Origin of the sequence: Paenibacillus mangrovi (assembly GCF_022898935.1) — a bacterium.
GTDB classification, from domain to species: Bacteria; Bacillota; Bacilli; order Paenibacillales; family Paenibacillaceae; genus Paenibacillus_AQ; species Paenibacillus_AQ mangrovi.
Genome location: NZ_JALIRP010000003.1, coordinates 278,845 through 291,929 on the forward strand (window position 1 = coordinate 278,845; position 13,085 = coordinate 291,929).

The following is a 13,085-nucleotide window of genomic DNA, read 5'->3' on the forward strand; positions in this document are numbered from 1 at the left end:
TTTCACTCCGTTTCGTTGTTCTCTTGATGACCTTATCTTACAAAAAAAGGATGCCCTTATGTCAGTGCATAAGTTCATCCTTTATACATGAGAAAATTCATATCTTGTTATTAAAAAGGGGCCGCTGGGCAGATGAGAAATCTCATTCACATCCCGTACGGAATCAGCGTGGTGATGCTGAAACCGTTGGTTCCATCGGCAATAACAGTCCCGTTCACGGCCGCAGTCCGCTCCTCCATCCCGATCAGGCCAAGTCCTTTGACGATCTTCAGGGAGCCTTTTCCGTTATCGGATACGACCGCTTTAATGAACCGGTTCAGCACCCTGAGTTCCACATGAACGGCCGAACCCCCGGAATATTTGGCGCTGTTGGTCAGCGCTTCGGTGACATTTTCATAAATGATTTTCCATTGGAGCGGCGTGACAATCTCCATGTTCCCTTCATGAACGACCGAGGTCATCAGGCCTGTTTTGCCCCCAAAAGCCTCCACGGCTGTTTTAAGCCGGCTGAGTCCCAGCTGTTCCACCGGCGGCTTATTGCTTTTCAGCGTGACCCGGATTTCCTCGATGGCATCCTTCGAGATGCCGATGGCATTCTGCAGCAGACTCTCCGCGGTTGCTGGGTCGCTGCTTAGGAGACGTTTGGATGCTTCCATCTGAATCAGAGCGCCGGTCATGGCATGCCCGATTCCGTCATGAATTTCCTGAGTGAGGCGGTTCCGCTCCTCCAGCTTGACCATATAGGCGGAAGCCTTGGCAAAATCCTCGTTGTCATTCAAGCTTTTGGCCAGCTTCTGCAGGTCCTTGCGCATCTGCTCGATCTCGTCCTCCTGCTTATTCACCCTCCCCATATAATGCCTGACCATCACATAGTTGAAAAAGCTCAGCAAGGCCATAAAGATATACAGCATCATCATGGTATCCCGGAGAAACAGGGCTGGAATCATGGCGGCGATCAGCGCATAACCATTTTTACGGTGATAAAAGGAGGCCAGCTCATAACAGCTGAACGGCAGCAGCAGCGTAAAATACGGATGGTAGATCGAGCAGACGGCCAAATATAGAATAATGATCAGAATGATCGCCTTTTTGGCCGCTTTTTTTAGTACAATATGCAGAACCAGATTGAGTGCCAAATAGATCAAAAAAAAGAGAACCAGCCACGGGTCCGCCGCAGCCGTCGTAAAATAGGAAGCAATCATGACAAAAAGCAGCATGATCGTCTTATTGCCGACAGTCCATAAATCCATGCGCAGTCACGTTCCTTCCGCCTTAACGGGTTTTGCCCGTCAGATAATAGATCGCAATCTGCGTCCGGTGCGAAAGCGCCGTTTTATTCAAAATGGATGTAATGTAATTCGCCGTCGTCCCTTCGGAAATGAACAGCTCCTTGGAGATTTCCTTGTTGGACAGCCCCTGCGCGATCAGCGACATGACTCCCAGCTCCCGTTCCGTAAATTGGCTGCGGTCAAAGGGGCATGCCTCCTTGGAATCGTCTGAATTTTTGGGAGTCATGGTAGGAGGCTCCTGGCTCCCGGTTACCTGAGACTTTAGCTTATCCAGCACCACGTCCTGCAGGACGCTGTGCCCGTTATGTACGCTTTTAATCGCATCGCGGATGCGCTCCGGATCATTGTTCTTGAGCAAGTAGCCCTTCGCACCGAACCGGATCGCGTCTAGAATATACTCATCATCATCAAACGTCGTGAGAATCAGCGGCTTGGTCGCCGTCTGCTCATGGATCAGCCTCGTGGCCTCCACGCCGTTCATATTGGGCATCCTGACATCCAGCAGAGCGACATCCACTTCATGCGTCCGGCAGTACTCAACAGCCTCCTGACCATCGCCCACCGTAGCCAGCACGTCAAATTCACCGAATGTATTCAAAATAATTTTCATCCCTTCCCGGATGAAGGAATTGTCATCAGCAATCAACACACGAATCTTCATCATACGCCCCCTTTTGGTCCTTATTCAGCTCAACCTGAGCTCATAAACGGACTCTTCCTGTGCTGTATCTTCGAACCACTCCGTCCCTGCGTATACGAAGCCGATCTTTTTAAGAATCTTGTGGGAATCCATGTTATTCGGGTCAACTGAAGCGTGAATACGCTTTACGCTGCCGTTCTCCCTGGCGAGCTCCAGGCAGGCCTTCGCGGCTTCCGTCGCATACCCTTTTCCCCAGCTGGATTTGGCAAAATGATATATCAGTTCAACCTCCTGCAGCTCCCCGGTCACATTAAAGCCGCAGGCTCCGATCACATCTCCTGTCTCCTTCTCGACAACGGCATAGACGGATATGCCTTTTGCCTCATGGCAGTCGCGGTAACACTTAAGAGTCATGGGCAGCTTATCGTGCAAAGTGGCACCGAGGCAGTAACGCATCACTTCCTCATCTCCCCAAAACCTCTTGGCCGCTTCTGCATCCGAGTCCTGAAATGCCCGCAGCAGGATGCGCTTCGTTTCAACTAGAGCTTTCATATACTTTCCTCCTCTGAAAGGGCCAGAGACTCTTAGCCCCATCCCTCATGAACCCTATTGTAACCGAAGGATGGATTTTACTGGAATAGCTAATCACGCAAAAAAGGTACAGCCTGCATTTGAAAATGCGACAGCTGTACCTTATTGTCATCTATGCGATTTAGCCCTTGCTGGCTCCGGACGTCAATCCGTCCACGAGCAGACGCTGCAGGAAAACGAACAGTATTGTAATCGGCACTGCAATCAGAACCGACCCTGCGGCAAACGCCGTAAAGTTCGTGTTCTGATTCGTCGCGACCATATCGTATAAGCCGACCGCGAGCGTCCAGTTTTCTTTTGTCCGCAGCACCAGCCTTGCAAAAATATAGTCCACCCATGGACCGACAAATTGGGTCAGCGCCATATAGGTGAGCATCGGCTTCGACAACGGCAGAATGATTCGCGTGAAAATCATCCAGTTGCTCGCACCGTCGATTTTGGCCGCTTCATCCAGCGTGCGCGGTATCGTATCCAGGAAGCCCTTCGCAATAAATGTCCCTCCGAGAGGAGCGCCGGCCGCATATACAATGATGAGCGCCAGATGCGTGTCGAGCAAATGCCATTCCTTCAGGAGCAGATAGATGGCGATCATACTCATGAAGCCTGGGAACATCCCGAGAATCAGCACCGTCGAAAGGGCGGTTTTTCGCCCCCGGAAGCGGAAACGGGAAACAGCATAACTTGTCAGCAGGGTTAGGAATACCCCGATAATCATGGAACATACAGCAATCTTCAATGTATTCAGGTACCACTGGCCGAACAGAATACTTTGCGAATGAAACAGTTCGCGATAATGCTCCAAAGTAAAGCTTTCCGGAATCAGCGTTTTACTGTACAGTGATTTCCCGGGCCGGAATGAGCCGAGAACGACCCAAAGCGCAGGGTAAATCGCGCCGATGGATAGGATAATCAAGACCAGATAGCTCAGGCCCAGCCGGATACCTCTTCTCGCTTTGCGTCCGCTCATTGGATCATGTCCTCCTCTTTAAATGACTTAGTCCGCCGGTAATTGTAGATGGAGAACGAGGCGACAATCAGGAAAATGATGATGCCGACAGCCGAAGCCATATTGTATTTGTTCTGATCCAGCGTCAGTTTGTACAGCCAGGTCACGAGCAGGTCCGTCGCGCCGGCATACTGGTAGTCCCCTACCACCGGGTTACCATTCGTCAGCAGATAAATGGCGTTAAAGTTGTTGATGTTGCCCGCAAACTGCATGATCAGCGTAGGAGCCGTCGAGAAAAGCACCATCGGCAGCGTAACGATCCGGAATTTCTGATAACCGCTGGCGCCGTCGATCTCAGCCGCTTCATACATATCTTTCGGAATCGTAGTCAGGATCCCCATAATCAAAATCATGGAAACCGGGATACCTACCCACATATTCACGATAATAACCGTTACCTTCGCCCAGAATGGGTCCGTCAACCAAGGTAGGCCAGCGAGGCCAAAATAGCTGAAATATTGATTGATCGGGCCGAACTGGCCGTTAAACATATTTTTCATCACAAGAAGAGAGATCAGCTGCGGAATCGCATAAGGAATAACCAGGATTGTCCGCCACAGACCTTTGAATTTGATGCCCTGCTGATTAATCAGGAGAGCTACCAGCAGTCCGCCCAAATAAGTGGTCGCCGTGGACAGAACAGCCCAGATAATAGTCCAGGTCAGGACACCGAAAAAGGTATGACTCCATGTCTTAAGAGTCAAGAGATCTCTGAACGTCTGAAATCCAACCCAGTCGACGAGTTTTGCCGGAGGAATATGATTAGGTGCCGAGTAGTTCGTAAATGCCAGCATGATCATAAACAGGATCGGCATAATGGTAAAGAACAGAATCCCCATGGTTGGCAGAGTCAAGAAAGATTGCGCAAATTTATAGTCCAGAACATAACGGACCGATTGTTTGAAATTGTTCGGCGTTTTGCCGTTTTCCCGGTCTCGTGCCGTTCTGTTGGCATCCCGGATGTTCATGATATACATGAGTATAAACAAAGCCAGAAATAAGAGTGTAATCAAGCTTTGGACCAAGATAAAAATGGAGTGGTCCCCTTCAATCCACTTACCCTTGACCAATGTCCGGGGTGCATCTCCAAGTGTGACGATCCCCCACAAAGCTCTACCCAAATTGCCGCTGAAATAAAAAATGCCCCAAGCCTCGACAAGCAGGAAAATGATGCCTTTGATGAACTGGCGATTATATATTTGTCCAAGTCCCATGCTTAAAATCGACAGGATCGTTGCCTTGCTGCGGTGCCCTTGCATCAGCCCTCTCCCCTCCCTGAAGGTTATACAATCTTACGTCTTAAGGAGAATCACCCGCCGCTCACCGAGCGGCGGGTGGATTCATCATTGCCTTATATGCATCAGCTATGATTACTTTGTTGCGCCGTTGTTCAAATCTTTGATTTGCTGCGCGGCTTTATCCATAGCTGTTTTCGGATCAACGTTGTTATCCCAAATTTCTGGAAGCGCTGCGTTCACAGGGCTCCATACGTTGCCCATTTCAGGAATGGAAGGCATAGGCTGAGAGTTTTTGGCTTGTTCTGCAAATGCGGATACATAAGGGTCGCTCTTGATTTGATCGGATTCCAGAGCTTCCTTGTTGGTAGGAATGGAGCCGACTTTTTCATTCAGCAGCAGCTGGGCATCTTTAGTGGATGCAAATTCAGCGAACAATTGGGCTGCATTCGGATATTTTGTAAACGAGTTGACATACCAAGCTTTGATACCGGAGAAGGAAATGGCTGGTTTGCCTCCGATGGACGGAATTGGCGCGATGCCAAGGTTGTCGCCGAGTGCTTTTTTGTAGCCGCCAAGCTCCCACGGACCGTTGATATCCATAGCCACGTCGCCAGAGTTAAACAAGCTGCGTTTGATATCCGGATTGATATCTCCGCTCTTCACAGGGAGAATGGATTTCAGCTGTTGATATACTTTCAAGCTTTCCAATGCTCCGGGGGAATTGATGCCGATATCGTCTTTATCGGTACCGTTCTTGCCGAAAATGTATCCGCCAGTCGTTGCAATGAACGGATAGTTGAAGTACATGTTGCCTGTTTCCCACATGATGGCATATTTTTTCTTGGCGTTATCTGTAAATGTTTTGCCGAAAGCGATGACATCGTCAAACGATTTTGGCGCTTCTTTTAGAATGGATTTATTGTAGTACAAGGCATACGTTTCAGCCGCTCTCGGATATCCGTACAGCGTACCGTCGAAGGTTACGCCTTGAATGGATGCCTCGGTATTGTTTTTGATCGTTTCATCCTTAAATGTATCGTTCGCAAGCAGAAGACCTGCTTCTACGGCTCTGCCCAGATTATCATGCGGGAAGATGACAACGTCTGCGGCAAGTCCGGAAGGTCCATCCTGGGACAGCTTCGTCACTTGATCCGTAGGGGATACTTCTTCGATTTTGACCGGAATATTGTATTTTGCAGTGAATTGTTTCGCGATTTCGTCTGTGAACGCTCTTTCATCCTTACTTTCCCAAACGACCAGCTGCGCTCCGTCTTCAGGCTTCAAGCCCTCTGTCGTTGCCGCAGCATCCTTGTTATCAGCAGCCGGTGCTGGTGTCTCCGTTTTGGTGTCAGTTGGTGCCGGCTCTTCGGCTGTCTTATTAGAGCTGCCGCATGCTGTAATGGAGAATGCCATGGTCAGCGTTGCAGCCAATGCCATAACCTGTTTCATTTTCATTTCGAAATAACCCCTCTCCAAAATATATACTTATACGTTCACTGATTATAGCGCAAACGATTTCACAAAAAGGATGACTGATCTATTTTGTATGTATATAGACCGTATCTTAAAATTTCTCTTGTTAAGTAAGCGCTTTAATCATGCGTTTATCATACACAACGCTTATTATTTTGTAAAAACGTTTGCACACTGTATTTTCAGCCATTTCCCCCGGTTTTATGGATCTTACCCATCCATATCTCCAAATATCACAATGTTTCTCTGTTTTTCACCCGATTTACTGGATAACGGTGGTGGAATAAGCTGGAATAGTTACAATTTTTTCGTGCAGTGATGCGCTTCCGCTGCTGGTTCTGATCATTTTGCCGAAGGAGGACAGCTCAGCGGTATCGAGAGGGATACCCTGCGTCTGACTGGACAAATTGTGCAACACAAGCACAGTTTGCTGTGCACTTCTGCGCATGAAAGAAACAATTGCCGGATTTTTAGTATCCACGCTTTTCATATCTCCATCCCGGAGTGCAGGCAGCTCGTTTCTCCAGCCGATCAGCATCCGGTATGCCGACAGCAAAGAATTCTCTTGCCCTTCTTGAGTTTCAACATTGGCATCCGCTTGATTCGCACCGCTGACCGCTCGCTTTTCCCAGGTGGTTTCCCCTTTGCCCTCGCCGCTTCCGGTCCATGCAAATGGTTCTCGGATATGCTCATCGGGCTTCACACCCTGCATGCCGATTTCTTCACCGTAATAAATAAACGGATTCCCCGGAAGCGTCAGCAGCAGTGCCGCAGCCATTTTAGCATGGTTCGTGTCATTGCCGAGCTGGCTCATCACCCGATCCTGATCATGGTTGGTCAAAAAGATGGCATCCACGAACTTGCCCCTCGATTTGTCCATGTAAAACTGATTGGTGCGTTCCAGCGTAAAGCCCAGATTATTGTCCTTCTCCTGTTTGACCGCACTGATGATGTTGTCCGCCAGATTGAAGTCGAATGCGGAATCAAAAGCGCCGTCCACATAGGGGGCGATTGCCGCCGCCGATTTCTCCCATACCTCGCCCACCATATAGGCATCCTTGTTCACGGTATTCATGATGCTGCGGAATTCCTGCCACCAGGCCGCGTTTTTGGCTGTCGTTGCCGTGCCGCGGTCGCTTTGCAGATTTTCGTAGATATGCTTGGCTCCGTCCACACGGAAGCCATCGACCTCAAGCTTCAGCCAAAATTGGCCGACATCCTCTATTTCCTTCCGGACCTCCGGATTATCGTAATTGAGATCAGGCATCCCTTCCCAGAACGTGCCAAGGTAATGGGTGCCTCCGCGTTCAAACCACGGATTGCCGCTTCCGGCGGCGCTGGTTCCAGTCGGACTTTTCCCCTGATCTTCTGCCCATACGTACCAATCACGGTACTCGCTGTTTTTATTTTGGCTGGCTTCGATGAACCATGGATGCTTCACGCTGGTGTGATTGACCACAAGATCCATAATGACTTTGATTCCCCGCTTGTGGGCTTCCTCCACCAGCTTTTTCATATCATCCAGTGTTCCGTATTCCGGATTGATATTCCGGTAGTCGGTAATATCATAGCCGTGATAGCTTGGCGAAGGATTGACCGGCATCAGCCAGATGCCGCCTACGCCCAAGTCGTCATGCGTATCCGGATTGCCGTCATTGAGATAATCTAGCTTATCCGTTAATCCCTTGAGATCGCCGATCCCGTCACCGTTTGAATCATAAAAGGACCGGACAAACACCTCGTAATAAACCGCCCCGGGCTGCTCATGAATCGCATCAGCTTGCGCCGTTTTTTCCTGACCAGATGGAGCTCCCGTTTTCCCCTGCGATTGGCCTGAAGACTGTGTCTGATTTACATCTGTGCCCGCCTGTTTTTCGCCGGGTCCAGCTGTGTTTTCGCTGCTGCAGCCTGCAACTAAGGAGCTTGTTAATAGGGCCGCGGTTACGCTTATCCCAAAAAGCTTAATTGCGGTCTTTCCTGATTTTCTATGCTTCATTCCCCATGCCATCCTCCCTCTTTGATACCTATCGGTGTTCCTTACTAGGCAGAATACGCTGTATAAAAACGATTGCGCAACCACTTTTTTCTTAAAATTTACTAACTTCCGCATCCCCTGCCATTTTTCGTATAAATTTTTTGGCCCATGAGGAACCTTATTTACAAGCCCAAGGCTTTGGATTAAGATAGCAAGTGTAAAAATCAGCATATTTTACCGATGTATATTTCCAGAAGACACACCCCGTTTAGCGAATGTTTTCTTATATCCGGTGATCTGATGCTCTTTAGTCTAACAAGGAACGCAAACGGTTCCACAGGAGGTCACAATGTCTGTAACGATAAAAGATGTCGCCAAAAAAGCGGGCGTTTCCCCCTCCACCGTGTCCCGTGTGCTGTCGAACAACACCAGAATCAGCCGAGAAACGTCCCAGAAGGTACGGGATGTGATGGAGGAGCTCGGATATCATCCGAACATTATGGCTAAAAGCCTTGTCTCGCGGACCACGGAAAGCATTTGCGTGATTCTGCCGAAGCCGGCTGAAGAGCTGTTTCTGAATATGTTCTTCATGGAGCTGATCCGTGGTATCGTCACCCAGGCCAACCGGTCCGGATACGATGTTCTGATCAGTTCAGGCGGAAGCGAGCAGGAGGAAGTTGAAGCGGTATCACGCCTGCTGAAGGGAAAGCGGGTCGACGGAGCCATACTGCTGTACTCCCGCAAGGATGATCAGGTGGTTGAATTTTTGGAAAATAATCAGTTCCCGTTCGTCCTCATCGGACGCAGCGAAAAGTTCCCGAATATTCTGTCCGTGGATAATGACAATGTCCAGGCATCCTACGATGCCACCAAGCATCTCATCTCGCTCGGCCATCAACGCATCGGCTTTGTGAGCGGACCGCCGAACCATATTGTGTCGCGTGACCGCTTGAAGGGTTATGCTGCTGCGCTGGAGGAAGCAGGACTTGAAATGCGCAAGGAATGGATCGTCGAAGGCGAGTTTTTGCAGGAAAGCGGCTACCGTGCCATGTCCTTTTTCATGAATCTTCCGGAGCGCCCGACCGCTCTCGTCGTCGTGGATGATCTGGTGTCCCTCGGCGTTTTGCGCGGACTTCATGAGCTGGGCTACAAAGTTCCTGAGGATTTATGCATTGTCAGCTTCAACAATCTATCGATCGCCGAGCTGTCGACACCGCCTGTCACGAGCATTGATATCGGCATTTATAATTTGGGATACACCGCGTCGCAGGCCTTGATTCAATCCATTCAGCACGACGGGGAAAAACAGTTCCAGCAACGTCATATCATCCCCCATCGTCTGGTCATTCGTGAATCATCGATCTACACGCCGCCCAAGTCTTCTTCACCGCAGTAATGGAGCTGCCTTGAAAACAGTTAGGGTTTAGCACAGTCATACATAACAGGTTTATATCGCCCAGCTGGACACTGTTTAAAAAATTCCTCTTGACGATTAGGCCTGTTTGACGTTATTTTCACAGAAGAGACGTTCTCTATTCCAGGAGCCCCTTCTTCCGGAGAGCTTTATGCAATCCTTGGGGCAATTATGCTATACAAAAGTATACGACCTTGCATTTTTATCATGCCTTAAATAAGTGGAGCATCTTTGGTGCTTCCTTTATTTTCAGAAATTGTTCAAACGTTTGCACAACTAACAAGGAGGACTTCTTTCATGACTCTTCACACTCCGATTCGCGCTTGTTTGTTTGATCTGGACGGTGTGCTTGTCGATACCGCAAAATATCATTACCTCGCCTGGAAAAGGCTTGCCGAGGAACTGGGCTTTAACTTTACAGAGCAAGATAACGAACGCCTGAAGGGCGTAAGCCGGATGGCTTCGCTCGATATTCTACTCGAGGTTGGCGGGGTAACGCTTGATGATGAAACCAAACTGGCGCTCGCCGATAAAAAGAACAGCTGGTACGTGGATTATATCTCCCATATGGATGAATCGGAGATTCTCCCGGGCGCACTTACCTTCCTGAAGGAGCTGAAAGCCAGCGGCACTCTGGTCGCTCTGGGCTCTGCCAGCAAAAATGCAATGACAATCCTGAACAACACCAACATGGTGACTTACTTCGACGCCATTATCGATGGGACCAAAACAGCCAGTGCCAAGCCCGACCCGGAAGTATTCCTGCTTGGAGCTAAGGAGCTGAATGTGAGTCCTTCCGAATGCGTCGTGTTCGAGGATGCCGAAGCTGGTATTGAAGCCGCCATTCGCGCGGGAATGCGCAGCATCGGCGTAGGTTCCAGGGATACCCTTGGCCGTGCCGACGAAGTCGTTTCCTCGCTGCAGGAAATGTCGGTAAGCCGCCTTATGGACATCTTCCCTGCCCGTTAATTTCGGGATATTTCCCTGGAAATCGAAAATAAATGACATCAAGTTTTCGCAAAATAGATTACATTATGTCTTTAAAGGAGCGGTTACTGTGAAGCAATATTTAAAGCTCGATCCATGGAACATTATCGAAGAGGATTTTCAGCTGCATCAGCATGAAATCTCTGAAAGTATTTTCAGCATCGGAAACGGATATATGGGCCAGCGTGCCAATTTTGAAGAAGCCTACAGTGGGCCCTCGCTGCAAGGCAGCTACATGGCCGGCGTTTATTATCCGGATAAAACCCGTGTCGGCTGGTGGAAAAACGGCTATCCGGAGTATTTTGCCAAAGTGCTAAACAGCACCAACTGGATCGGCATCAACATCGACATCGACGGACAACCGCTGGACCTTGCCAGCTGCACAGTGAAGGATTTCACGCGCGTGCTGAACATGAAGGAAGGAACGCTGTCCCGCGGCTTTACGGCTAAGCTTGAAGATGGCAAGGAAGTCCGCGTTGAGGCGCTGCGTTTTGTCAGCATGACCCGCCATGAAATCGGTGCGATCCGCTACGCGGTTACGCCGCTCAATTTCAGCGGAACGCTGACTGTCACTCCATACCTGGACGGCGACGTGCAGAACAAGGACTCCAACTATGAGGAGAAATTCTGGACTGAGGTAGCCAAAGAATTCGGCAAAAACGACGCCCTGCTGACCGTGAAAACGAAAAAGCTCGATTTCCATCTGACCTCTGTCATGACATTTGAAATCAGCAAGAACGGCGAGCCGCTCTCTCTGGAGACAGAACTGCTCGTGAAAGACAAATATGTGGGCTTTAAAGTGCAGGTTGAAGCTGCCCTGAACGAGCAAATCGTCATTTACAAATACGTCGCTAACGTGACCTCCCGTGACTATGGTTTTGGACAGCTCGCCGATGCCGGTCGCGCTGCTCTTCAAAGCGCTGTGGAGGCAGGCTTCCAAGAGCTGCATAAGGAACAAATTCAGGCATGGGCCGACAAATGGCGCGACAGCGATATCGTGATTGAAGGCGACGTGGCTGCGCAGCAGGCGATCCGCTTCAACATTTTCCAGCTGAATCAGACCTACAGCGGCGAAGACGATCGTCTCAACATCGGACCGAAGGGCTTCACCGGCGAGAAATACGGCGGCAGCACTTACTGGGATACGGAAGCCTACTGCCTTCCTTTCTACCTGAGCACAGCTGACTCCGCCATCGCCCGGAATCTGCTGGTCTACCGCTACAAGCATCTGGAAAAAGCAAAGGAAAATGCACGGAAGCTTGGCTTTACCAAAGGCGCTCTCTATCCGATGGTAACCATGAACGGCGAAGAATGCCATAACGAGTGGGAAATTACCTTCGAGGAAATCCACCGTAACGGCGCCATCGCATACGCGATTTACAACTACGTCAATTACACCGGTGATTTAGATTACCTGGGACAATACGGTTTGGAAGTACTCGCGGAAATCTCCCGTTTCTGGGAAGAACGCGTGAACTACGTGCCAGCCAAGGATCAATATGTGATGCTCGGCGTGACGGGACCAAACGAATACGAAAACAACGTCAACAACAACTGGTATACGAACCGCATCGCCTCGTGGACCATGGAGTATACGCTTGAAGTGCTGGATTACCTTCGTGAAAACGAGCCTTCCCGCTACAACGAGCTGGTGGAGAAGCTGCAATTGAACGAAGAAGAAACCGCCAAATGGCAGGATATCATTGATAAAATGTACTATCCATTTGATCTGGAGCGTCAAATTTTCCTGCAGCAGGACGGGTTCCTCGACAAAGACCTGACGCCCGTGAAGGAACTTGATCCGAAGCATCTGCCGCTGAACCAGAACTGGTCCTGGGACCGGATTCTGCGCTCCGTCTATATCAAACAGGCAGACGTGCTGCAAGGGCTCTTCTTCCTTGGCGACCATTATGATCTGGATACGAAAAAGCGGAATTTCGATTTCTACGAGCCGCTGACCGTGCATGAGTCCTCCCTCTCGCCTTGCGTTCACTCCATTATGGCATGTGAGCTCGGCTACAGGGAGAAGGCTTATGAGATGTACCTGCGTACCTCGCGCCTCGATCTGGATAACTACAACAATGACACCGAAGACGGCTGTCATACGACCAGCATGGCCGGTACCTGGATGTCCGTGGTCCATGGCTTTGGTGGCCTGAAGGTGAAAGACGGCGTATTGCAGCTGAATCCGTTTAATCCCGGCCATTGGAAATCCTTCTCCTTTAAGGTGATGTTCCGCGACTCGCGCCTGAAGGTTACCGTCGGAGAACATGAAGTGATCGTGGCGAATGAATCGGAAGTGCCTGCTGACATCAGCGTGTACGGCAAGGATTACACCATAGGCGGCATGGAAAATGTGAAAGTCGCCCACTAAGACGAAACGTCTATCGACGTACTTCCCAAGAAAACGGACCGAATTTTGGCGGTCACTCTTCTTGCGATGCTCGAATGCTTGAAGTGACCCCTGTCAAG

10 protein-coding genes are annotated in these 13,085 nt (G+C 49.8%); 3 read left to right on the top strand and 7 right to left on the bottom strand.

Features of this window, described 5'->3' with window-relative positions; genetic code table 11:
* Positions 1–146: 146 nt before the first annotated feature.
* From MUG84_RS09495 to MUG84_RS09525, 7 genes are all read right to left on the bottom strand, one after another.
* On the bottom strand, positions 147–1,250 hold the full coding sequence (locus MUG84_RS09495) for a sensor histidine kinase (protein ID WP_244724265.1): 1,104 nt from the start codon (positions 1,248–1,250) through the stop codon (positions 147–149).
* A gap of 22 nt (positions 1,251–1,272) precedes the next feature.
* Positions 1,273–1,950 (bottom strand): response regulator transcription factor, encoded by a 678-nt coding sequence (locus MUG84_RS09500; protein WP_244724933.1) that lies wholly within the window; start codon positions 1,948–1,950, stop codon positions 1,273–1,275.
* Between the two features lie 24 nt (positions 1,951–1,974).
* Positions 1,975–2,481 carry a GNAT family N-acetyltransferase gene (locus MUG84_RS09505; protein WP_244724268.1) on the bottom strand — a complete coding sequence of 169 codons (507 nt, stop codon included), beginning with the start codon at positions 2,479–2,481 and terminating at the stop codon, positions 1,975–1,977.
* Between the two features lie 160 nt (positions 2,482–2,641).
* Positions 2,642–3,487 carry a sugar ABC transporter permease gene (locus MUG84_RS09510; RefSeq protein ID WP_244724271.1) on the bottom strand — a complete coding sequence of 282 codons (846 nt, stop codon included), beginning with the start codon at positions 3,485–3,487 and terminating at the stop codon, positions 2,642–2,644.
* Positions 3,484–4,785 carry a carbohydrate ABC transporter permease gene (locus MUG84_RS09515; protein WP_244724274.1) on the bottom strand — a complete coding sequence of 434 codons (1,302 nt, stop codon included), beginning with the start codon at positions 4,783–4,785 and terminating at the stop codon, positions 3,484–3,486. Before MUG84_RS09515 ends, MUG84_RS09510 begins: the two co-directional genes overlap by 4 nt.
* Before the next feature lie 111 nt (positions 4,786–4,896).
* Entirely contained in the window at positions 4,897–6,219 is a 1,323-nt protein-coding gene (locus MUG84_RS09520) for a sugar ABC transporter substrate-binding protein (RefSeq protein ID WP_244724277.1), read from the bottom strand.
* A gap of 280 nt (positions 6,220–6,499) precedes the next feature.
* Positions 6,500–8,233 carry an alpha-amylase family glycosyl hydrolase gene (locus tag MUG84_RS09525; protein WP_244724280.1) on the bottom strand — a complete coding sequence of 578 codons (1,734 nt, stop codon included), beginning with the start codon at positions 8,231–8,233 and terminating at the stop codon, positions 6,500–6,502.
* Between the two features lie 328 nt (positions 8,234–8,561).
* Here MUG84_RS09525 and MUG84_RS09530 point away from each other — a divergent pair, with 328 nt between their 5' ends.
* From MUG84_RS09530 to MUG84_RS09540, 3 genes are all read left to right on the top strand, one after another.
* The gene (locus tag MUG84_RS09530) at positions 8,562–9,608 is read left to right on the top strand and encodes a LacI family DNA-binding transcriptional regulator (protein ID WP_244724284.1); all 1,047 of its coding nucleotides are present in this window, start codon (positions 8,562–8,564) and stop codon (positions 9,606–9,608) included.
* Positions 9,609–9,923: 315 nt separating this feature from the next.
* Positions 9,924–10,595: a beta-phosphoglucomutase gene (pgmB, locus tag MUG84_RS09535; protein WP_244724295.1), complete on the top strand. Its 672-nt coding sequence runs from the start codon at positions 9,924–9,926 to the stop codon at positions 10,593–10,595.
* An 88-nt stretch (positions 10,596–10,683) separates the two neighbouring features.
* Positions 10,684–12,987 (top strand): glycoside hydrolase family 65 protein, encoded by a 2,304-nt coding sequence (locus MUG84_RS09540; RefSeq protein WP_244724298.1) that lies wholly within the window; start codon positions 10,684–10,686, stop codon positions 12,985–12,987.
* The last annotated feature ends 98 nt before the right edge of the window (positions 12,988–13,085 follow it).